18 protein-coding genes are annotated in these 22,760 nt (G+C 67.4%); all 18 read right to left on the bottom strand.

The window, feature by feature from the left end:
• Positions 1 to 102 precede the first annotated feature (102 nt).
• Positions 103 to 1,245, bottom strand: coding sequence for an acyl-CoA dehydrogenase family protein (locus tag IB256_RS07460; protein ID WP_192294782.1), 1,143 nt, complete (start codon positions 1,243 to 1,245; stop codon positions 103 to 105).
• A gap of 12 nt (positions 1,246 to 1,257) precedes the next feature.
• The gene (locus IB256_RS07455; protein WP_192294783.1) at positions 1,258 to 2,457 is read right to left on the bottom strand and encodes an acyl-CoA dehydrogenase family protein; all 1,200 of its coding nucleotides are present in this window, start codon (positions 2,455 to 2,457) and stop codon (positions 1,258 to 1,260) included.
• Positions 2,458 to 2,503: 46 nt separating this feature from the next.
• A complete protein-coding gene (locus IB256_RS07450; protein ID WP_192401946.1) occupies positions 2,504 to 3,589 on the bottom strand; it encodes a Zn-dependent alcohol dehydrogenase in 1,086 nt (361 codons plus the stop codon).
• Positions 3,590 to 3,642: 53 nt separating this feature from the next.
• The gene (locus tag IB256_RS07445; protein ID WP_192401944.1) at positions 3,643 to 4,980 is read right to left on the bottom strand and encodes a coniferyl aldehyde dehydrogenase; all 1,338 of its coding nucleotides are present in this window, start codon (positions 4,978 to 4,980) and stop codon (positions 3,643 to 3,645) included.
• A gap of 111 nt (positions 4,981 to 5,091) precedes the next feature.
• The gene (locus IB256_RS30860; protein ID WP_192401942.1) at positions 5,092 to 7,425 is read right to left on the bottom strand and encodes a helix-turn-helix transcriptional regulator; all 2,334 of its coding nucleotides are present in this window, start codon (positions 7,423 to 7,425) and stop codon (positions 5,092 to 5,094) included.
• Between the two features lie 309 nt (positions 7,426 to 7,734).
• The gene (locus IB256_RS07435) at positions 7,735 to 9,102 is read right to left on the bottom strand and encodes a DUF1329 domain-containing protein (RefSeq protein WP_192294787.1); all 1,368 of its coding nucleotides are present in this window, start codon (positions 9,100 to 9,102) and stop codon (positions 7,735 to 7,737) included.
• A 22-nt stretch (positions 9,103 to 9,124) separates the two neighbouring features.
• Positions 9,125 to 10,975, bottom strand: coding sequence for a DUF1302 domain-containing protein (locus IB256_RS07430; RefSeq protein WP_192294788.1), 1,851 nt, complete (start codon positions 10,973 to 10,975; stop codon positions 9,125 to 9,127).
• A 259-nt stretch (positions 10,976 to 11,234) separates the two neighbouring features.
• Positions 11,235 to 11,675, bottom strand: coding sequence for a PaaI family thioesterase (locus tag IB256_RS07425; RefSeq protein ID WP_192294789.1), 441 nt, complete (start codon positions 11,673 to 11,675; stop codon positions 11,235 to 11,237).
• Positions 11,675 to 13,231, bottom strand: a complete 1,557-nt coding sequence (locus IB256_RS07420; RefSeq protein ID WP_192401940.1) for a long-chain-fatty-acid--CoA ligase — start codon at positions 13,229 to 13,231, stop codon at positions 11,675 to 11,677. The genes IB256_RS07425 and IB256_RS07420 overlap by 1 nt, the downstream gene beginning before the upstream one ends.
• A gap of 39 nt (positions 13,232 to 13,270) precedes the next feature.
• Positions 13,271 to 14,998 (bottom strand): long-chain fatty acid--CoA ligase, encoded by a 1,728-nt coding sequence (locus IB256_RS07415; protein ID WP_192401938.1) that lies wholly within the window; start codon positions 14,996 to 14,998, stop codon positions 13,271 to 13,273.
• Between the two features lie 46 nt (positions 14,999 to 15,044).
• Positions 15,045 to 16,277: an acyl-CoA dehydrogenase family protein gene (locus IB256_RS07410; protein WP_192294792.1), complete on the bottom strand. Its 1,233-nt coding sequence runs from the start codon at positions 16,275 to 16,277 to the stop codon at positions 15,045 to 15,047.
• 13 nt (positions 16,278 to 16,290) lie between these two features.
• A complete protein-coding gene (locus IB256_RS07405) occupies positions 16,291 to 17,208 on the bottom strand; it encodes an SDR family oxidoreductase (RefSeq protein WP_225601667.1) in 918 nt (305 codons plus the stop codon).
• Positions 17,209 to 17,241: 33 nt separating this feature from the next.
• Entirely contained in the window at positions 17,242 to 18,396 is a 1,155-nt protein-coding gene (locus IB256_RS07400; protein ID WP_192401936.1) for an acyl-CoA dehydrogenase family protein, read from the bottom strand.
• Positions 18,397 to 18,413: 17 nt separating this feature from the next.
• Complete coding sequence (locus IB256_RS07395; RefSeq protein WP_192294794.1) at positions 18,414 to 19,217, bottom strand: enoyl-CoA hydratase/isomerase family protein; 804 nt, start codon at positions 19,215 to 19,217, stop codon at positions 18,414 to 18,416.
• A gap of 3 nt (positions 19,218 to 19,220) precedes the next feature.
• Positions 19,221 to 19,982 (bottom strand): 3-oxoacyl-ACP reductase FabG, encoded by a 762-nt coding sequence (gene fabG / locus IB256_RS07390; protein WP_192401933.1) that lies wholly within the window; start codon positions 19,980 to 19,982, stop codon positions 19,221 to 19,223.
• 10 nt (positions 19,983 to 19,992) lie between these two features.
• Positions 19,993 to 21,138, bottom strand: coding sequence for a thiolase family protein (locus IB256_RS07385; RefSeq protein WP_192401931.1), 1,146 nt, complete (start codon positions 21,136 to 21,138; stop codon positions 19,993 to 19,995).
• The gene (locus IB256_RS07380; RefSeq protein ID WP_192401929.1) at positions 21,135 to 21,530 is read right to left on the bottom strand and encodes a Zn-ribbon domain-containing OB-fold protein; all 396 of its coding nucleotides are present in this window, start codon (positions 21,528 to 21,530) and stop codon (positions 21,135 to 21,137) included. The genes IB256_RS07385 and IB256_RS07380 overlap by 4 nt, the downstream gene beginning before the upstream one ends.
• Before the next feature lie 14 nt (positions 21,531 to 21,544).
• A complete protein-coding gene (locus IB256_RS07375) occupies positions 21,545 to 22,744 on the bottom strand; it encodes an acetyl-CoA C-acetyltransferase (RefSeq protein ID WP_192401919.1) in 1,200 nt (399 codons plus the stop codon).
• Positions 22,745 to 22,760: the final 16 nt, after the last annotated feature.

Genomic DNA, 22,760 nt, shown 5'->3' with positions numbered 1-22,760 from the left:
TAGCTGCCTCTCGCGAATATCTGCAACTCAGCCACCAGCAGACCGCCAGGAGAAGGCTGCGGCACCGGGCCTCGCCGGCCCGGTGCAAGAGATGCCTGCGGCTCAGGCAGGCGCCATCAAGTCGCTGAAGACCTGCAGGTGGTGGTCATCGTCGCCCAGCTGACGGGCCACCATCAGCAGGTGCTTGGCATGGTGCGAGAGCTGGTATTCCCAGGTCAGGCCGATGCCGCCATGGAGCTGCACACTCTCGTCGGCAATCAGGCGGGCTGCGCGGCTGACGATGTACTTGGCCGCCGCCAGGGCGCGACTGCGCTCGACGCTTTCGGGCTCATCGGCCAGGCACGCGGCGAGCAGCGCCATGGAGCTGGCCTGGTCCAGTTCGATACGCAGGTCGACCATTCGGTGCTGCAGGGCCTGGAACTTACCGATGACGTTGCCGAACTGCTGGCGGGTTTTCAGGTAGTCGAGGGTCAGCGCGCAGGCCGCCTCCATGCTGCCGACCGCCTCGGCGCACTGCGCGGCGATTGCCCGCCCCTGCTGGTAGCGCAGTGCAGCCAGCGCGCCGCCCTCCGCGCCCAGCAGAGCCGCGGCTGGCACGAAGACCTGGTCCAGGTACAGGTCGCAGGCCATGCGCCCGTCCAGCGTCGGGTAGTCCCGGCGACGCACGCCGGGGCTGTCCGGGTCGACCAGGAACAGGCTGATGCCCGTTTCGTCCAGCGGATCCCCGGCGGTGCGGGCCGATACCAGGATCAGCCCGGCGCTCTGTCCGCCGAAAACCACGCTCTTGCGTCCGTCCAGCAGCCAGCCGCCAGACGTGAGGCTGGCGGTGCTGTGCACATCGTGCAGCTGGTAATGGCTTTGCGGCTCATCGACGGCCAGCGCCAGTTGCAACTGGCCGCTGGCGACTCGCGGCAGCAGTTCGGCGCCTTGCGCCGGGTTGCTCAGTTGCGCCAGCAGGCCGCCGGCATACACCACCGAGTACAGATAGGGCTCCAGGCACAGGCCACGACCCAGCTCGGCGCAGACCAGGCCCACTTCCACACCCTGGCCGGAAAACCCGCCATGGGCTTCGGCAAATGGCACCGCGCACAGCCCCAGCTCACCCAGTTGCGCCCAGAAGGCCCGGCTGAAGCCGCCCGGTTCGCGCCGACTGGCCTCGCGCTGCTCGAAACCATAGTGGTCCCGTACCAGGCGTGCCGTGGTGTCCTGCAGCATCTGCTGCTCTTCGCTCAATTTGAAGTCCATGCTGCAGGCTCCTTACAACTCGAGGATCATCTTGGCGATGATGTTCTTCTGGATCTCGTTGGAGCCGCCGTAGATAGAGGCCTTGCGCGAATCCAGGTACTGATAGGTGGCGGTGGCACTGTCGGCGCTGTGCAGCACCTCGCCCGGCATGGCCTCCAGGCCCAGTTCGTCCTCCAGGAAGGGCAGCGCATAGCTGCCCACGGCCTTGGTCAGCAGGTAGACGATCTGCTGGCGTACCTCGGTGCCCTTGACCTTGAGAATCGAGCTTTCGGCACCCGGCACCCCGCCGTCGCGGGCAGCCACCAATGCGCGCAGGTTGCTCATGTCGGCCGCCATCAGTTGCATCTCCACGGCGGCGACCTGCGCACGGAACAGCGGGTCGTCGAGCAGCGGCCGGCCGTTGCGCAGCTCCTGCCCGGCGACCTGCTTGAGCTTGCGCAGCAGCACCTTGGTCTGGTTTATGCCGCCAATGCTGGTGCGCTCGTGGGTGAGCAGGTACTTGGCGCAGGTCCAGCCTTCGTTCTCGCGGCCCACCAGGTTTTCAACCGGAACGCGCACGTTGTCGAAGAACACTTCGTTGACCTCGTGTTCGCCGTCCAGGGTGATGATCGGCCGCACCGTGATGCCCGGTGTCTTCATGTCGATCAGGAGGAAACTGATGCCGCGCTGCTGGGGCGCATCCGGATCGGTGCGGACCAGGCAGAACATCCAGTCGGCGTAATGCGCCAAGGTGGTCCAGATCTTCTGGCCGTTCACCACGTAGTGATCGCCTTCGCGCACGGCGCGGGTCTTCAGCGCGGCCAGGTCGGAACCGGCACCCGGTTCGGAATAGCCCTGGCACCACCAGTCGGAGCTGTCGAGGATGCGAGGCAGGAAGCGCGCCTTCTGCTCGGCCGTGCCAAAGCGGATCAGCACCGGCGCCACCATCTTCGCGCCGAAGGCGACCACCCGTGGCGCGCCGGCGGCGAAGCACTCTTCCTCGAAAATGTGCTTCTGTATGGCGCCCCAGCCCGGGCCGCCGTACTCCGCGGGCCAGCCCGGCACCAGCCAGCCGCGCTGGTTGAGGATGCGCATCCAGCGCACCTGGTCTTCCTTGCTCAGGCGCTTGCCGGCGAGGATGCGTTGCGCCAGTTCAGGGGGCAACGAGGCGCGCAGGAAGGCACGCACCTCTTCGCGGAACGCCTGTTCCTCGGGCGTGAAATGGATATCCATCAGTGAACTCCTGTTGCCGGACCGCCAGCGGGCGGCCCCGGGCAAGTCATTGGTCGAAGACGATCACCGAGCGAGCCAGCTCGCCGCGACGCAATTCATCGAAGGCCTGGTTGATCTGGTCCAGGCGGATGCGCTGGGAAATCATCTCGTCGAGCTTGAGCCGGCCGGCCATGTAGAAATCCACCAGCGCGGGCATGTCCACCGGGAAACGGTTGGAACCCATCAACGAGCCCTGCAGGCGACGTTCGTGGAGCAACTGGTAGGGGTCGACCTCGATCTTCAGGCCCGGCTTGATCATCCCGATGATGGTGGCGGTGCCCCCGCGCGCGAGCATGCCGAAGGCCTGCTCGGCAGTCTGCTTGAGGCCGATGCACTCGAAGGCGTGATGCACGCCGCCACGGGTCAGCTCCAGCACCTGCTTCACCGCGTCGCCGCACTTGCCGTTGACCACATCGGTGGCGCCGAACTGGCGGGCCAGCTCCAGCTTGGAGTCGAGCATGTCGATGGCGATGATCCGCCCGGCTCCGGCCAGTGCCGCGCCATTGATCGCCGCCAGGCCGATGCCGCCACAACCGATCACCGCGACCGTTTCGCCAGGACGGACCTTGGCCGTGTTGAAGACCGCACCGGTACCGGTGGTTACGGCACAGCCCAGCAATGCGGCGCGGTCCAGCGGCATGTCGCGGCGGATCGCCACGCAGGCGTTCTCGTGCACCAGCATCTGCTCGGCGAAGGCCGAGAGGTTGACGAACTGCGGCATGGGCTTCTGCGCATAGCTCAGACGCGGCTCTTCGTCCTTGTCACGCTTGGTCTCCGGCGAAACGCAGCGCGACAGGTGGCCCGTCACACAGTGTTCGCAGTGGCCGCAGAAAACCGTCAGGCAAGTCACCACATGATCTCCGGGCTTGACCGTGCGTACCTCGGAGCCGACCTGCTCGACGATGCCGGCGGCCTCGTGGCCGAGCACCAGGGGGCCTGGATAGGGATAGGAGCCGTCGATCACGTGCAGGTCCGAGTGACAGACGCCCACGGCGACGGTGCGGATCAGCACTTCGCGCGGACCGGGCTTGCTGATGACGACGTCTTCGATGCTCAGCGGCGCGCCGACCTGGTGGAATACAGCTGCTTTCATGTTTTGCCTTCTCGACAGTAGGGGAATTCGACGGTGACGGGAGCCGGTGCCGGTCAACCGGCGCGATAGATGGCCCTGGCGTGGCTGAAGGTGCGGAAGCCATCGATGCCGTGGTAGGCGCCCATGCCGCTGTGGCCGACGCCGCCGAAGGGCAGGCTTTCCAGCCCGGCGTGGTGCATCACTTCGTTGAGCGTCACGCCGCCGGAACAGGTGCGTTCGAGCACCGCTCGCTCCTCGCCGGCATCGCTGCCGAACCAGTACAGGCCAAGGGGGCGCGGGTGGGCGTTGATGTAGGCGATGGCCTCGTCGAAATGGCGATACGGCTTGATCGGCAGGAGCGGCCCGAAGATCTCGTCCTGCATGGCCTGCAGCCCATCGCCAGGGTCACGCAGCAGCGTCGGCGCAAGCTTGCGACGCGCGGGGTCGAGCGTTTCGCCGGCAGGGTTGAGTTCGACCAGTTCGACGCCCGCCGCCCGCGCTTCGTCCAGGTAGCCGCGCAGGCGCTGGTAGTGACGATGGTTGATGACAGCGGTGTACTCGGGGTTGTCGGCCAGCGTCGGGAAGACCTTGGCGACGACGGCTCGGGCGATCTCGACGAAGGCGTCCAGCGACTCTTCGGGAACAAATACGTAGTCCGGCGCAACGCACAGTTGGCCGGCGTTCATCAGCTTGCCGAGCATGATCTTGCTGGCTGCGCTCTTCAGGTCGGCGGTGCGGGACACGATGGCCGGCGACTTGCCGCCCAGCTCCAGGGTCACCGGCACCAGGTTCTCGGCTGCCGCGCGCAGCACGTGCCGGCCAATGCTGCCGGCCCCGGTGAACAGCAGGTGGTCGAAGGGCTGGCGACAGAACGCCTGGCCGACCTCCGCCGGACCGGTGACCACCGCCACCTCGTCCTCGGCATAGACCTCACGGATCATCCGGGCGATCAGTGCCGAGGTCTGCGGGTTGAACTCCGAAGGTTTGATCATGACCCGGTTGCCCGCCGCCAGTGCGCCGGCCAGCCCCTTGAAGACCATATTGGCCGGCACGTTCCAGGCGGTGACGATGCCCACCACGCCCAGCGGCTGGTACTGCACCCAGGCTTCGCCGCGCGGCGCCTGGCGGCGCTCCGGCTGCATCCACTGGTGCAACTCGTCACGGGTCTGACGCAGGGTGGCCAGCGGCGACAGCACGTCGCTATGGCGCGAGAAGGTCGGGCTGCGCTGGCCGAAGTCCGCGTCGAGCGCTTCGATCAGCGCCGCCTCGTGACGGACCAGCAGGTCGATGGCGCGGTCGATCAACTCGATGCGCTGCTCGGCGCTCCACGGCTCGCCCGCTCGGCTGGCGGCGTGCTGGCGCTGCAGGATCGCACGGATCGCGGCGTCATCCGGGTGGGCGGTGGCGGTCATGGCAGGGGCTCCTCAGCTGGGCAATCGGGCCGGCGGACAGCGCCGGCGAGTCGCTGCAATGGTTGGGGCTATGCCCGCCGCAGGGCGCCACCCGGATCAGGTGGTACGGCTTCAGGCGAGCAATCCACGGGCCTTGGCGAAGGCGATCGCCTGGGTGCGCCGGCTGGTGCCGAGCTTCGCGTTGATGTTCTTGGCGTGGTACTTGACGGTATTCACCGAGAGGAACAGGGCATCGGCGATTTCCTGGTTCGACAGGCCCTCGGCGAGCCGCTCGAGCACGGCCGCTTCACGGGCCGTCAGCTCCTCCTGATAACCACCGGCGTCGGCCCCCTCCTCTTCGATTTCCTGCTGTTGCCGGAAGCGCAGTGCCTCCGCGCGCAGCTGGCCAAACCCGCTCCGGCCGCAGTGCTCGACGATCACCCGCAATCGCGCTGCAGCCTGCTCGCGCCGCCCCAGGTGGTGCTCTGCCTGCGCCACGAGCCATTGCACCTCCAGGCTCAGGGTGGGCGACAGCAGGGTCGACAGCGCGCCCCCCACCGGGTACTGCCCGGCGAGCAGGCCGCCGGCTTCGAGCACGCCACGCCAGTCACGCTGTTGCGCCAGGCCCTTCAATTGCTGCAGGGCCAGCGCTGGCTGGTAGCAGTGTCGGTCGATACCGGCGCACTGCATGGCCCGCTCGCCGCGCCGGACCTGGGCCTGCGCCAGGGCCAGGTTGCCGCGACGCCCAGCCACCTCGGCCAGCCCAAGGTAACTGCCCAGCACGAAGGGCGCGTCGCAATCGCGCAGGTGCGGCAGGGCGGCCCGCAGTGCCAGGTCGGCATCCTCCACGGCACCCTGCGCCAGCAACAGATCGGCGCGAGTGAGCATCAGACGCCCCAGTACCGGGTCCCAATCCAGCCCGGCCTGCGCGCGTCCCTGCAGCCCATCCTCGAGCAACAGCCCGGCCAGCTCCAGCTCACCGGCCAGCATCAGCCCGCGCAGGCACTCGCCCTGCAGCAACGCCTCGCTGTCCTGGCAGCCCTGCCGGCGCGCCTGTTCCAGTGCGGCGTGCCAGTGCGTCTGGGCCTCCCGCACGCGACCACTGGCCTGCAGAACCCGTCCCAGGGTGAACTGGCAGAGCAGGTGCGACAGCCAGTCCCTCGGCTCGTCCCTCAGGTTGGCCAGCGCCTCGCGGCAGCGCCGCTCGGCCCCATCAAGCTCACCGCGGAACGCCTGGATGCCACCGGCAAGGGCTTGCCAGTGCGCCAGCAGCAGTCGGTTATGCTCCGCGGTGGCCGCCGGCAGGAAGCGCGACAGGCCAGCCAGGCTAAGCTCGGCTTCGCCGACCCGACCACTGAGCAACAGCGCCAGCGAACTGAGGTAGATCAACCGTGGGGTGCCCTGCAGCAGCTCGCCAGGCAGTTGCCGACGCCACTCCAGCACGCGCCGCAAATGACGGTCGGCGAGTTGCCAGCTGGGCTTCAGGCGCTCCATATAGGTCGCCGCCACTTCGGGCTGCCGCGCCCGCAGGGCCTGGTCGATGGCGTCGTGCAGCTGACCTGCCAGGCTGAGCAGGCGGCAGGCATGCAAGCGCAGGCGCGCCAGCTCGTCCGGCGCGATGGCATCGTGCAGCAGGCTGGCGACCAGAGGCTGGACGCGGTACCAGTGTTCCTCCGCGTCCAGCGGCTGGATGAACACCTGCAGGTGCAGCAGACGACCCAGTGCCAGGGCGCCGGCACCGGCTTCCCAGAGCTGGGCGCAAAGCTCGGCGGAGAACCTGGGCAGGTGGCACAGCCCATGGAACACCCGGCGCTCCCCGTCCGTCAGGCGCGCCAGCACTTCGCGTTGCAGGTAGTCACGCAGCAGTGTCCTTCCCTGGCTGTTGCCGGCCAGCAGAAGGCAGGCGGCACCCCACCAGCCGCCGCACCTCAGCCAGATATCCTCGCGCTGCGCTTCGTCGGCATCAGCCGCGATACGGCAGCAGACCGCCTCATAGTCGCGGTGTGACATGCACAGTTGAGCCACGCCCAGCTCCAGAAGGTCGCCCCGCAACAACAGCGATGGCAGGTCCCACGCGGGCCGCTGGCGGCAGCTGACGCACAGGCGTACACGGCACTCCGGCAGGTGCAGCAACTGCTCGAACCAGTTGTTCAGTTCAAGGCACAGGTCACCCGCCAGATCATCCAGCACCAGGCGCAACGGGCGGCCCGGCAGACCGAGCAGACGCAGCAGTTGCACCGGGCTGGTGGCGGCTGGAAAACCCAGCGCCAAGGTAATCTTCGAGCAGAGTTCGGCCAGCCCCGGCGCCTGCCCGCGGCAGCTCAGCCATAGCAGGCTCTCGCCAGCGGCGCCGCCGGTGAAACTCTCGCAGAGCAGCACCGTCTTGCCGTATCCCGCCGGTGCACACAGCAACGTCAGGCGCTGCCGGCCATGGCGCACAGCGGCGGCAAGCGCGCCGCGCGGCACATGGTGCTCCGGGAGCCGTGGAAGAATGGCAACGGGCGCGCACGCCCAGTTCGAACTGACACCCAGACCTTGCATGATGGGCCTCGATCCATGGTGTGGCGGGAGCAGCAGGCGGTGCGAAGGCACAGGAGCCCGCCGAGTCTGCAATCAGACTGCAAAACACCGTGGAAAAAGGCGCCACCCGTGTCAGGTGGCGGCCGCAGGATGGCGATGCCCGGTGGCCCGGACCAAGAGCGCCGGAGCGGGAGCAGGACGCCCCGGCGCAGGCACGGCGATGACCGACGCATCGCCGCGATCGGACAGACTGCCTCAGCGGATACCGGCGTTGCGCAGGGCCGCGGGGGTGAAGTCGTTCATGCTGAACTTCTGGTCGTACTGGGTGGCCTTCTTCGATTCGTTGGTCATGCCGAACACCAGGTAGCGACCGGCGATCAGGTCGTACAACGCCTGCGCCGCATAGAGGCTGACGCCATGCTGGTAGTCGTTGACCTGGTAACCCTCGCCGACGCGCCAGAGCTGGCCGCGCCCGTCATAGTGGTCCACCTCCAGCAGCGACCAGGTGTCCTCGTCGAAGAACATGTGGCGCTTGGCGTAGATGTGCCGCTGGCCGGGCTTGAGGGTGCCCTCCACTTCCCAGACCCGGTGCAGTTCGTAGCGCGTCAGGTCCTGGTCGATGTGGCCCGGCTTGAGGATGTCGGTGTACTTGAGCTTGGGCGACCAGAGCCGGTAGTTGTTGTACGGCACGTACATCTCGCGCTTGCCGATCAGCTTCCACTGGTAGCGATCCGGCGAGCCGTTGTACATGTCGGCGTTGTCCGCGGTGCGCAAGCCATCGGCAGCGGTACCGGGGCCGTCGTAGGCCACCTGCGGTGCGCGGCGCACACGACGCTGGCCGGCGTTGTAGGACCAGGCATTGCGCGGCTCCTTCACCTGGTCGATGGTCTCGTGCACCAGCAGCACGTTGCCGGCCATGCGCGACGGCGCGGTCACCGCCTGCTTGACCAGGAACAGGTAGTTGGCGGCCTTCTGCGCATCCACGTCGGGCATCAGGAAGGGAATAGCGACATCCTGCTGCATCTCGACCACGGTGAAGTCACCGTTGACCTGCGGCGTGGCCTGGGCGATCTGCTGCGTGTAGCTGGTGCCGCGGTAGCGCGTCTCGTGGTTCCACACCACTTCCACGCCGGACTTGGGAATCGGGAAGGGGTAGTAATGCCCGGCAAAGTTGCTCAGGCCATCGCCGTCGTTGACCAGTTCGGTGGACTGGGCGCTCTTCTTCGCCGCCGCGTAGATCGAGTCCGGTGAGGAAGCGCTGCGGCGGGTCGGGTAGACCGGGATGCGGTAGGTGTCCGGGTAGCGCTGGAACATCGCCTGCTGGCCGGGGGTCAGCTTGTCCTTGTACTGCTCGACGTTGGCGCGGGTGATGACGAACAGCGGCTTGTCGGCGGCGAAGGGGTCACCGAGAAAGCCGTTGCCATCCACCGGCGCCGCGCCGGGCTTCAGTCCGCCGGTCCAGGCCGGGATGCTGCCCTGGGCGTTGGCGGCCATTTCGCCGCCCAGCGGCGTCAGGCTGGTGCCGAGCCGGGCCGCTTCGTCCGCGGAAATGGCGGCCATGACACTGGTGGTCAGCAGCGACAGCGCGAGGACGCCGGTTTGCAGGAATGCGATCTTTTTCATGCGAGTATCTGCCTGTGCTGGATCAGAAGTTCACGCCGAAACTGAGCGAGACGAAGTCGCGGTCAGTCAGGGTGTTGTACTTGCCGTCGAAGTAGTTGGTGTAACTGAGGCTGGCGGTGTAGGTGTTCAGGTAGTCGGCATCCAGGCCCAGGCTGATGGCCTTGGCGCCCTCTTCGAAGTTGGGCCCGCGACCTTCCACGTCATGGGACCAGGCGAGGTTCGGCTTGAGGTTCACCCCGGCGAAGACGTTGGGATAATCGAGCATGCCGCGCAGCCGGTAGCCCCAGGAGTCACTGGTGTAGAAGCCGTGGCTGTTGCACTCCTGCGCGGGGTTGCTGGCGTTGGCCAGGCCGACGTTGGTGCCGGCGCAGGTGGTCGCGCCGGCGGCGCCGGGCAGGATGCCGGAGCCGAACGCGGGGTTGCGGCCGAAACGGATGTCGGTGCCATCGGCGTCGCCCAGGCCGTTGATGCGGTTGTAGCCCACCTCACCGATCAGCGTCAGGCGCTCAGCGCCCATCACCTGGTCGAAAAACTGCGTCGCGGTCATCTGCGCCTGCAGCACCGGCATGCGCTTGTAACCGTTGATCACGCCACCATTGGGCACGTCGGCGATGTAGCCGCTGGTGACCAGCGGCGACAGCCCCGGCGTGCCACGCACGTTGGTGGTGGCGCTGAGCAGGTCGGCGGTGTTGATCTGCAGCGGCATGTTCGGCCGGTAGCTCAGCTCGCCACCCAGCGAGGTCCCGCCAATGTTGGTCTGGAAGCTCAGGCCGTAGAGGCGGATGTCCTCGGGGTAATCGATGAAGTAGCCAGCGCTGCGCGGCACGTTCAGGGCGTTGGGCGGGGAGCCCGCGCCCTTGGTGCGCACGGTGCTGAGGAACGGGTTGCGGCTGTGGTAGTTCATCGCATAGGCCGCGACTTCGGTGTCGTTCAGCTCGGGGATGAACCAGCGCAGTGCCACGCCGAACTGGCCGCCGTCGCGCGCATCGTTGTCCTTGACCCGCGGGATGTAGACATCATCCAGCCCACGGGCGATGGCCAGGGCACTGCCCTTGTTGGTGGCCTGGCCGGGCGCCAGGTCCAGCCCGGACACCACCAGGCGGTCATCGCAACCCTTGGGGATGCCGTCATTGCCGAAGAAGGTGCCGCAGTTGTCGGCCACCGACTTGTCCCACTCGATCTGGTAGAAGCCTTCGGCGGTGACGTTCTCCATCAGTCCCTGGGACAGGTAGAACATGTTCACCGGCACCAGCGCTTCCTTCACCTCGGAGCCCGGGCGGCGCAGCGCGGCGACATCGATGGGGTTGATCGAGTTGATGCCGTTCTGGATGAAGGTGCTCTCGCCCCAGCTCACCACCTGCTTGCCCAGCCGCACGTTACCCGGCAGGTCGCCCAGCTCGTAGTTGTGGTAGACGAAGCTGTCGAGGAACATTGCCCCGGAAGACTTGGCGGCCTGGTCGCGGCCATGGTCGTCGATATCGTAGAAATGCTGGCTGCCATCCTTGAGCTCGGAGTCGTACCAGTACTTGCCGCGCACGAACGCACCGCTGTCGCCGTACTTCAGTTCCAGGTCGTGCAGCCCCTTGAAGATGGTCGAGAAGTTCTCGCCACTCTTGAAGTTCAGACGGCCGTCATCCACGGTACGCGACGACGACTTGCCGCCCTTCACGCCCATCGAGTTGAAGTTGGAGATGAACTGTTTGTCGGGGGACTGGGTGGACCAGCTGGCGCCGATCGACAGGGAGGAGTCGAACTTTCCTTCGATCTCCCCGATATTGAAGTCGACGGCGTAGGCCTGCGAACCGACGCCCAGGGCGACGGCGGCGGCCAGCAGCTGCGGCTGAAAAACTCCGCGTTTTGTTGTTCTTGTCATGCGGCGCTCCGAAAGCGGATCAGTGTTTGGAGAGCCGATGCTAGCGAGGGGTGGAGTGCGCCAATTCACCCGATCGGGTAATTCTTCCGGATGCCACCATGCCCGCCCGCAGATCGCGCCAGGACTGCCGCCGAGCCACGTTACCAAGGGTGACAAGCAGCGGATGGTGCGCTGTCGCAGCCATCCTGCCAGGCCAGAAAAGACGAAGCCCCATCGAGGGTTCGATGGGGCTTGGGTGATTGACGGGAACCTCGATGAATCAGCGGGCGCCGGCCGTACTCCCCTTCCACAGGGTGAAGATGCCAGTGGCCCGCAGCACCGTGCGCTCGCCGACCTTCAGACGGCAATCGGCGTTGGCGAAACTGCCGCCGAACTTGAGAATCTCCACATGGGCCTCCAGCCAGTCGCCCTCGCGTACCGCACCCAGGTAGTCGAGGGAGAGGTTGACGGTGATCGGCGGAAACTCCAGATCGTACGCGCGCCGGAATACTACGCCGAAGGCACTGTCGGCGAGAGTAGCAAGGAAGCCGCCATGAACGATGCGCACCGAGTTGAGCAAGTGTTCGCCGATGCGTACAGCGAGCACCGGCAGTTCGTCGTGCAGGTAGAAGCCGCCACAGTGACGGGCGAAGCCCGGCGGCGTCGGCAGCGGCGAAAAGCCCGCCGGAATGGCCGCCTGCGACAGGTCGACGGCGGCCATCAGTTCACCGCCCGGCTCTTGCCGGCCCAGAAGGGTTCGCGCAGGTCGCGCTTGAGGATCTTGCCAGCCCCGGTGAGCGGCAGCGCGTCGCGGAACTCCACCGACTTCGGGCACTTGTAGCTGGCGATGTACTCGCGGCAGTAGCGACGCAGGTCGTCCTCGTCCACCGTCGCCCCCGGTTTGCGCACCACGATGGCATGCACCGACTCACCCCATTGCTCGTGGGGAATGCCGATCACCGCGCACATCAGCACTGCCGGATGACGGGCGACGACGTTCTCCACCTCGGCGGAATACACGTTCTCGCCGCCGCTGACGATCATGTCCTTGAGGCGGTCGACGATGAACAGGTAGCCCTGCTCGTCCATGTAGGCGCCATCGCCGGTGAACAGCCAGCCGTCACGCAGCGCCCTGGCGGTTTCCTCCGGTTTGTTCCAGTAGCCGAGCATGATGTTCGGGCCGCGCACGATGATCTCGCCCACCGTTCCGCGCGGCACTTCGCTGCCCTGATCGTCGACGATCATCACATTGACACCCAGGCCGGCGCGCCCTACCGAACGGATCAGGCCGCTGGCCCTGGCCTCGGCGCCATGGTTCTGCGGCGGGTTGGTGGAGACGATCGGGCACGCCTCGGTCAGCCCGTAGGAGTGAGAGAGCTGCAGATGCGGCAAGCGGGTCAGCACCTGCTCGATCATCTCGCCGGCGGTCGGCGAGGCGCCGTAGGTCAGGCGCCGAAGCGAGGACAGATCGTGCTGGTCGAATTCCGGGTGGGCCAGCAGGCCGAGGATCATGGTCGGCACCAGGATCGCGTCGGTCACCCCCTCCTCGGCAATGGCGCGCAGCACCGCCGGTGCATCGAAGGTCGGCTGGATGACATGGGAGCCGCCGGCGATGAAACCGGAGACCACCCGCGCCAGCCCGGCGATATGGAACAGCGGCATGACGTGCAGGTCCCGCTGCTCCGCGCCCTGGTGGATTTCCGCCATGCGCTGGATGCATGCCGACCAGAGGTTGAAATGGCTCTGCATCACGCCCTTGGGAAATCCGGTGGTGCCGCCGGTGTACATGATGCAGGCAAGGTCGTTGCCGCCACGACCGGCGTCTTCTACTGGGGTGGCGCCGGCCAGCAGCGTCTCGTAGTCGAGCATCCCCGGCGGAGCGTCCTTCTCCCCGGCGTAGATGAACACCGGCGCATTGCGCGCCTGGGCACGGATGCCCTCGACCTGCGGCAGGAAGTAGTCGTCGACCAGCAGGAAGCGGGTGTTGCAGTCATCCAGCGAATAGACGATTTCCGGCACCGCCCAGCGGATGTTGATCGGGTTGAGCACCCCACCGCCCCACCAGGTGCCCTGCATGTATTCCAGGTAACGGTCGGAGTTGAGTGCGAGCATACCGACGCGGTCTTCGGCGACCATGCCCAGGTTGCGCAAGGCGCCGGCCAGGCGCGCGACGCGCTCGCCGAACTCGCGGAAGGTACGGCGGCGCGCGCCGAAAAGGGTGACGGTACGCTCGGGCGTCTGCTGCAGCGAACGCTGCAGGCCTTGGGTCAGGTACATGCGGGGAATCCTTGGAATTGTTGTTGTCGGGCCCGGTGCTCAGGAGGCGTGCCGGGCCATCTCCTGTTCCTGCAGCTCGCGCCAGGCGATCTTTCCGGTGGCGTTCTTCGGCAGGCTGTCGACGATCTGCGCCAGGCGCGGGGCCTTGTAAGTGGCCATGTGTTCGCGGCACCAGGCGAGCAGCTCCTCGCTGCTCAGCGAGGAGCCGGGCTTCAGGGTCACCACCGCCTTCACCGTCTCGCCCCGGTGGCGGTCGGGAACGGCGATCACACAGGCCTCGGATACCGCCGGGTGGCCGTGCAGCAAAGCCTCGACTTCCGCCGGCCAGACCTTGAAGCCCGAGGCATTGATCATTCGCTTGAGGCGATCGCGCATGAACAGGTAGCCGTCCTCGTCCATGCTCGCCAGATCGCCGGTACGCAGGAAGCGCTTGCCGTCGATGACGATGAAGCTGTCGGCATTGGCCTGCGGATTGTTCCAGTAGCCCAGCATCGCCTGGCCAGCGTGGGCGACGATTTCGCCGACCTCGCCCTGGGCGACCGGTTCCAGGGTTTCCGGATCAAGCAGGCGCAGGTCGACACCGAAGGTCGGGACCCCCAGGCAACCGCGCTTGGGCTTGTACAGCGGGTTGGTGCAGAGGAAGGACGCGGTCTCCGTCAGGCCGTAGCCTTCGATGTAGTCGAGGCCGTAGCGCTGCTTGAGCAGGTCGCTGATGTGCTGCGGCGTGGCCGCCCCGCCGCCGGTGATGATGCGCAGGCTGGAGAGGTCGCGCTGGTCGATGCCGGGCTGCGAGAAGAAGTCCACCAGCATGGTCGGCAGCGCTGCCCAGAAGGTCACGCCGTGGCGTTCGATCAGGGTGGCGGCGGTTTCGCGGTCCCAGCGCGGCATCAGCACGATGGTGCTGCCGTTGAAGATCGCGGCGTTGACGTTGGTCTGCAGGCCGAGCAGGTGGAACAGCGGTGCCACCGCGAGGAACACCGAGGAGGCGTTGGTCGGGCGCCATACGGAGGAGCCGACGAAGGAGGTGCTGACGGTCCGATGGGTGTGTACGCAGGCCTTGGGCTTACCGGTGGTGCCCGAGGTGTAGGGCAGCATGCAGAGGTCGTCGGGACCGGCGCGGTGCGGCGCCGGCGCGTGCTCCTGGGCCAGTGCCGCCGCCCAGCGCTCACCACCGGCGAACAGTGGCTGCGTCGAGGAGCGCTGGCGCACCCAGTCGGGAATGTTCAGTCCGGCGTCGTCCTCACCCAGCGCATCGCCGTAGGCGTGTACGACCACGCTCCGCAGCGAAGTGCGACCCATCAACGGGGCGACCTGCTCCACCAGTTCCTCGGCGACGAAGGCCGCCACCGCGCCGCTGTCGCTGACGATGTGCTCCATCTCCTCGAGCAGCAGCATGGCGTTGGCCGGCACCAGCACGGCATCGGCGCGCAGGATGGCGAAGTAGGCGGCGATGAACTGCGGGCAGTTCTGGCTGAACACCACCACCCGGTCCCCGCGCTCCACGCCGCAGACGCTCTGCAGGTAGCCGGCCATCCGCTCGACGTCTCGCAGCAGGTCGGCGTAGCGGTAGGCGCTGCCGAAGAACTGCACGGCGGTCTTGTCCGGATAGCGCCGCGCGGCGGTCTGCAGGTGGGTGAAGATGCTGGTTTGCGGAATATGCACCTGACGCGCCGGCAGGTGGACGGCATGGCGCGGATCGGCGGCCAGCGGGCCGCTCGGGCGCTCGGCCACGCCGGGCGGCGTCGGGTGGGGATGACTGTAGGCCATGAAGCCTCCTGTTCGCGGGCTGGGGCCCGCTTGTTGGAATTATGGGTCAGAAGCAGGTATCGCCATCGAGCAGACGGCGGGCGATGGTGCGCCGCTGGATTTCCGAGGTGCCATCCGGAATACGCATGGTACGGGCGAAACGGAAGCCCTCTTCCAGGCGCAGCTCGTTGGTCAGGCCCATGCCGCCATGCACCTGCATGCAACGGTCCATCACCCGGCACAGCGCCTCGGTGGAGGAGGCCTTGACGATGGAAACCTCCTTGGTCGCCGGCTGGCCCTCGTCCACCAGCCACGCGCAATGGCGCACCATGCTCTTCACCGCGTAGATATCCATCGCACATTCGGCGAGCATCGCCTGGACCATCTGGTGCTCGGCGATCGGCTGGCCGAAAGTCTTGCGCACCTTGGCGTAGTCCAGCGCCTGGTCCAGGGCCCAGCGGGCCAGCCCCAGGCAGGACGCCGCCATGCTCAGGCGCCCGGCATTGACCCCCTCCAGCGCCGCCTGCAGGCCGCGGTCGAGCGGGCCGATGCGCTGGCTGTCGGGCACCCGCACGTTTTCCAGCGCGATGATGCCGATGTCCGCGCCCAGGTGGCCCATGGTCGGGATCACGCTGGGCACCGAGAAGCCAGGGGTGTCGGTCGAGAGGAAGAAGCCGGTGATGCCGCCCTTCCCTGCCCTGACCTTTTCCTCATCGGTGACGGCGAAGATCATCGCGTAGTCGGCGTAGGGAGCGTTGGTGATCCACTGCTTGCTGCCATTGAGTATCCAGTGGTCGCCATCGCGCACGGCGCGGGTTCGCATGGCCAGCACGTCAGAGCCGGCGTCCGGCTCGCTGAGGCCGAAGCACAGGGTGCGTTCGCCGCTGGTGATGGCCGGCAGGTACTCCTCCAGCACCGACGGCTGCATGTGCTTGAGCACCGGGGTCAGGCCGTTGGTGAAAGGCGACGGCAGGATCACCGTCTGGATCAGGTGCCGGGACGGCCCGACATGGGCATTCAATCGCTCCTGCAGGTAGACCGCCGCCTGGGCGCCCAAGCCGGCGCCTCCGAGTGAGGCATCGCCCAGCGCGGTGTAGAAGCCGGCCTCGGCGGAGAGCCGGCGCACTTGCGCGCGCAGCTCCATCACCTGCGGCGCATAGCGGCCATCCTCGGTGTACAGCCGGCGTTCGTTGTGCAGCAGGTCGGCGTGCTGCTTTTCCAGCGGCAGCACTTCCTGTTCGATGAAACGGATCAGCGCGTCGCCTACCGCCACCCAGTCATCGGGTACGTTGAAATCCATGGGCTTGCTCTCCTCAGACCGGGTCCCAGCCGAACACGTCGGCCGAGGTTTCCAATGGCAGGAACGACGGCTTGAACGCCGGCAGCAGGTGCTCGCTCAGGGCCTCCGGCGTCCAGCCCTCAGCCCGGTGCAGGGAGCGCACCGGGCGCGGCTGATTCATCAGGAACACTTCGTTGCGGCGCACGGTGAAAATCTGCCCGTTGACCTCGCTGGCCGCGTCGCTGGCGAGGAACACCGCCATGGCGGCGATCGGCGCCGGGGTCATCGACTTGATCTTCTCCACCCGCGCAGCCTGGGCCGGATCGCTGGCGGGGATCGAGCCGACCATGCGGCTCCAGGCGAATGGCGAGATGCAGTTGGAGCGCACCCCGTAGCGCGCGCCATCCAGGGCAATGGACTTGGACAGCCCGACGATGCCCAGCTTGGCGGCCGCGTAGTTGGCCTGGCCGATGTTGCCCACCAGGCCGGAGGTGGATGTCATGTGCACGAACGCGCCGGACTTCTGCTCGCGGAACCCGGTGATCGCTGCGCGGCTCATGTAGAAGCTGCCGTAGAGGTGCACGCGGACCACCGCGTCGAATTCCTCCGGGCTCATCTGGTGGAAGATCCGGTCGCGCAGGATGCCGGCGTTGTTCACCACCGCATCGAGGCGGCCGAAGCTGTCCATGGCCTGCTGAACGATGCGCTGGGCGCTGTCCCACTCCGACACGCTGTCACGGCTGAGCACGGCTTCGCCACCGGCGGCGCGGATCGCCTCCACCACTTCGCGGCCGGGGTCCTCGTCGTCGGCTTCGCCGCTGACACTGACGCCCACATCGTTGACCACCACCCGCGCACCCTGCGCGGCCATCTGCAGGGCCATCTCACGGCCGATGCCCCGGCCGGAGCCAGTGACGATGACGACCTTGCCTTCCATCATCTGCGAACTCATGAAGAACTCCTTCGGATTCCTGTTCTGCGAGCCTCAGCGGAAAGCGCTGACGCCAGTGATCTCACGGCCCTGGATCAACGCCAGGATGCCGTTCATGCCGTCGGGCACCTGGAACATCCGGGCGTCACGCCACATGCGTTCGATGCCCAGTTCCTCGGTGATGCCCATGCCGCCGTGCAGCTGCATCGCCAGGCCGAGCGCGCGCTCACAGGCCTGGGTGGCGTAGCGCTTGGCCATCGCCGAGCTGCCGTTGGCGCGCTGGTCACGGTCCATCGCGTCCAGCGCCTGGTAGCAGAGCAGGCGCGCGCTGACGATCAGCGTCTGCATGTCCGCCAGGTCCTGCTGTATCAGTTGGTGCGCTGCCAGTGGCTTGCCGAACTGCTCGCGCACGCCGGCATACTCCACGCACATCTCGAAGGCCTTCTGCGCCAGGTGTACGCACATCAGGCCGATCAGCGGGCGGTTGCCGTTCCAGCCGACCGTGAGGGTCCTGGCGGCATCCCCTGCCTCGCCGATCAGGTGGCTGCGGGGAATACGGGTTTCCTCGAACAGCACCTCGCTCAGGTGGCCCTGCTGCAGGCCGGTGACGCCGATCTCGCGCACCTCCACCGTCGACTGGCTGCGGTCCACCAGGGCGCGCTGGGCAATCGGCCGGCCACGCTCGTCGTTGCCCAGGGTGCAGGAGACATTGAGCAGGTCGCAGACCGAGGCGTTGGTGATCCAGATCTTGCGACCGCTGATGTAGGCGCTGTCGCCTTCGACTCGCAGCCGGGTCTTCACCGCGTTGGAGTCGGAGCCGGCGTTGACCTCGGAGTTGGCGGTGCAGGCGATCTTGCGCCCGGCGATCAGGTCCGGCAGGTACTGCGCGGCGATTTCCGGCGGACAGCCGGAATAGATGCGCGCCACGGTGCCTTCGTGGGAAATCAGCGACAGCGCGACGATGGCCGGCAGCTGTTCGAGGATCAACCCGTAGTCGAGCATCTTCAGCCCTCCGCCGCCGACCTCGACGGGCAGGCGCGGCGCGGTGATGCCCAGCTCGGCGAGGGCGGCGTAGATTTCCAGCATGGCGCTGCGCGGCAGCGGCTTGTCCACGGGGTGACGGGCGAGCACGGGATCGATACGGTCACGCACCATGCGCCGGGCCGCGTCGATCATCATTTCCTGGGAGGGATTGGGAGCGAAATTCATCGATGGTTACTCGGGGATCAGTGGCCGGTGAATTTCGGCCGACGTTTCTCGGCGAAGGCCTTGCGGCCCTCGATGCGGTCGCGGCTGTCGCGTAGCAGGCCCCAGTGCAGGTTGGCCTGGGCGACGAAGTCGCGCGGCGCCAGGTGGCTGGTTTCCACCGCCAGGCGCTTGATCGCCTGCACTGCCAGCGGGCCGTTGGCGGCAATGGTCTCCGCCAGCTCCATGGCCAGCGTGAGCAACTGCTCGCGCGGCACGCAGTCGCTGATCAGGCCGATGCGCAGGGCCTGGGCGGCGTCGATGCGCTCGCCGGTCAGCGCCAGTTTCATCGCGTGGGCCGCCGGGATGGCGCGCAGCAGGTACTGCACGCCCCCCACGGCCGGTACGCTGGCGACCCGCGCTTCGGGCAGGGCGAAGGTGGCTTGCTCGCTGGCGATGCGCAGGTCGCATTGCAGGGCCAGTTCCAACCCGCCACCCAGGCAGTAGCCCTGGATGGCGGCGATCATCGGCTTCCAGATGTCCAGGTCACCGAGGTCGATCAGTCGCGTGTAGCCCCCCTCCTCGGCTTCCGCCGTGCGGCTCTTGAAGTTTCCGCTGGCAAACCCAGTGGACGGCGGCAGGGTCGCCTTGAGGTTGGCGCCGGTGCAGAACGCCTGGTCGCCGGCGCCGGTGAGGACGATGGCGCGCACCTGGTCGTCGTCCTGGGCCGTGCCCAGGGCCTTGCGCAGGTGGCGCAGGTCACCGATGGTCAGGGCATTCATGGACTCCGGCGCATCGAGGGTGATGAGCGCCACGTGGCCGATGATCTGGAACTGGATGGCCATGGCTCAGGCGCTCGGGCTGGACAGGGAGCGGCCGCCGCAGACATAGAGCGTCTGGCCGGTGATGTAGGACGCCTTCGGGTCGGCGAACATCAGCACCGCATGGGCGATGTCCTCGGGCTTGCCGATGCGGCCGACGGGAATGGTCGCCATGATCTTCGCCCGCTGCTCCTCGGAGAGTGGCGCGAGGATCGGCGTATCGATGGCGCCCGGCGCAATGGCGTTGGCGGTGATGCCGTGCCTGGCCAGTTCGATGGCCAGGGTGCGCGTCAGGCTGATCACGCCGCCCTTGGCCGCCGAGTAGTTGGCCTGGCCGAAGCCGCCGAGCCAGGCCCGCGAGGAGATGTTGACGATGCGCCCGAAGCCCTGCTCGACCATGCCCGGCACCACGGCCTTGGCGCAGAGGAACTGCGACTTGAGGTTGACGTCCAGCACCAGGTCCCAGTCCGCTTCGCTCATGTTCACCAGGCGCTTGTCGCGGGTCAGGCCGGCGTTGTTCACCAGCAGGTCCGGGGTCTTCCAGCGCTCCGCGACCTGGGCCACCGCGGCACTCACCTGCTCGGCGGCGGTCACGTCGACCTTCACGCCCATCAGGCTGTCCGCTTGCGCGCCGGCTTCGGCGACCAGTCTGTCCATCGTTTCGCCGTTGAGGTCAAACATGGCGACGGCGTAACCGGCACCCAGCAGGGCCCGGGTCAGGCCCAGGCCAATGCCCTGGGCTCCACCGGTGACGATGGCGACCGGTTTATTCATGGGGGACGTGTTCATGTGGGTCTCCTCAGACGCCCAGGATGTGTACGGCGGAAGCCGCGTGATCGACGCCGGCGATGCCGCCGCCGGTGCATTGGGTCAGCGCCAGCTCGGCGCCCTCGGCCTGGCGTTCACCGGCACGCTGTTGCAGTTGCCAGACCGCCTCAACCATCTGCGCGACGCCGGTGGCGCCCAGCGGGTGGCCCTTGGCGAGAAGACCGCCAGAGGGGTTCACCACGGTCTTGCCGCCCAGCCCGGTAGCACCGCTCTTCAGCAGTTCGTGGGCCTCGCCACGGCCGCACAGACCGAGGGCGTTGTAGTAGATGAGCTCGGCGATGCTGAAGGCGTCGTGCAACTCGATAACGTCGATGTCGGCCGGCTTCACCCCCGCCTCTTGGTACGCCAGCGTGGCGGCGCGGGCGGTGATCTCGGCGGACAGAATGTCGTCATCCGGCTCCTCGGCGCGGCCGGACTGGATGACCGATGCCAGCACCTGTACCGCGCGCGCCTGCTGCGGCTTGCGGGTGGTGAGCACCAGCGCGGCGGCGCCATCCACCGCCGACGGGCAGCACTGCAGCAGGGTCAGCGGGTCGAAGACCGTCCGCGAATTCATCACTTCGTCGAGAGAGACCTCGGTGCGGGTCTGCGCGTAGGGGTTGAGCGCGCCGTGACGACGGTTCTTCACCGCCACCTCGCCCAGCACCTCGGCGCCCACGCCGAACTCATGCAGGTAGCGGGTGGCACGCATGGCGTAGATCGCCGGCAGCGCCATGCCGGCACGGGCATAGAGTTCCGTCATGTAGTCGTTGCGTTGCAGCGGGATGGTGCCACCGCCCAGGCTGGTGAGCTTCTCCACGCCGAACACCACCACGGTGTCGTAGATGCCGGCCTGCAGCGCATGGCAGGCCAGGTGTACGCCGGTGGCGCCACTGGCGCAGGCGTTCTCCACGTTGTAGATCGGCAGGCCGGACAGGCCCAGGTCACGCAGCAGCACCTGGCCCAGCACCATGCCGCCGAACACGTTGCAGGCGTAAAAGGCCTGCGGCTCGTGCAGCTCGATACCGGCGTAGGCCAGCGCCTGCAACACCGACTGCTGGGTGAGGTCCTGCAGGGACGCGGTGTGACGGCCGAAAGGCGTCATCGCCACACCGGAGATGTAGACCGGCTTGTTCATGCGTCCTCCTGCGGACGGAAGGCGTAGATCGGGCCACTGTCGGAGTCGACCAGGCACAGGCTCAGGGCTTCGCCGATGCGCGGCTGGCGACCGGCGTGATAGTCCAGGCGGGCGAACACCCGCAGTCCTTCAGGGAAATCGGCCAGGCCCAGCGGCTGTGGCGACTTGTTGGCCTTCGGGCTGAAATGCACGACGGTGAAGCTGTACAGCTGCGGCGTGGAGTCCAGTTCCACCAGCTCACAGCCTTCGCGCAATGGCGAGGTTTCCGGCAGCGGCGGGAAATGCAGGCCGGCGTGGCCCCGGCGGCGCGAGGCCAGCAGGACCAGGCGACCATCGCGCTCGCGCCAGGGTTGTTCGGCGATGCCGGGCACCGCCTCGGTTTGTGCACTCATGGGAGCTCCTTGGCTCAGACGCGTTCGAACACCGCGGCGAGCCCCTGCCCGCCGCCGATGCACATGGTTTCCAGGCCGTACCGGGCGTTGCGGCGCTGCATCTCGTGGAGCAGCGAGGTCATGATCCGCAGCCCGGTGGCACCGATGGGGTGGCCCAGGGAAATGCCCGAGCCGTTGACGTTGACCCGCGGGTCGTCTTCCAGCTGCCACTCGCGCAGCACGGCGAGCACCTGCCCGGCGAAGGCCTCGTTCACCTCGATCAGGTCCATGTCGGCCAGTTCCAGCTTCAGTCGCTGCAACAGCTTCGCTACCGCCGGCACCGGGCCGAGGCCCATGCGCAGCGGATGGCAACCGGCCGAGGCCCAGCCGGCGAAACGCGCCATCGGCCGCAGGCCGTGCTGGATGACGAAGCGCTCGGAGACCACCAGGCAGCCCGCCGCCGCGTCGTTCTGCTGGCTGGCGCTGCCTGCCGTAACGGTGCCGCCCTTGATGACCGGCGCCAGCCTGGCCATGGCTTCATAGCTGGCCTCTTCACGGATGCCTTCATCGCGGCCGACGATCAACGGCTCACCCTTGCGCTGCGCTACCTCGACCGGCATGACCTCGGCATCGAAACGCCCCTGGCTCCAGGCAGCCGCGGCCTTCAGGTGGCTGCCCACCGCCCAGCGGTCGCAAGCCTCGCGGCTGATGCCGTAGTCGCGCACCAGGTTCTCGGCGGTCTCCACTGCGCCGCCGGGGCAGTCGCCGTAGCGGCTCGCCGGCTGCGAGTTGACCCGGCCACGGTCGAGGCGGTCATGAAGCTTCACGTCGCCCAGCCGTGCGCCCCAGCGCATGCTGGTGCTGTAGTACTCGATGTTGCTCATGCTTTCGACGCCGGCCACCATCAGGCAGTCGGCAGCGCCGGTCTGGACCTGCATCGCCGCATCGATCACCGCCTGCAGGCCGGACCCGCAGCGCCGGTCCACCGAGTAGCCGGCCACCTCGTCAGGCAGGCCGGCCAGGGACGCGGCGTAGCGCCCCATGCAGGGCGCCTCGCTGGACTGGTAGGACTGCGCGACTATCACTTCGTCGACTTGCCCGGCGGGCACACCGCTGCGCCGCAGGACTTCCCGCAGGATGCGCGCGGCCAGCTCCGCCGCCGACACGCTGGCGAGCGCGCCGCCGAACTTGCCGATCGGCGTGCGCACGGGGGAAAGGATGTAGGCGTTGGACATGGCGGTCTCTTCTTCT

It is taken from the genome of Pseudomonas sp. PDM17 (genome assembly GCF_014851985.1).
GTDB lineage: Bacteria > Pseudomonadota > Gammaproteobacteria > Pseudomonadales > Pseudomonadaceae > Pseudomonas.
The sequence above is the reverse complement of the archived record's forward strand: the minus strand, read 5'-3'. Positions and strand labels throughout refer to the sequence as shown.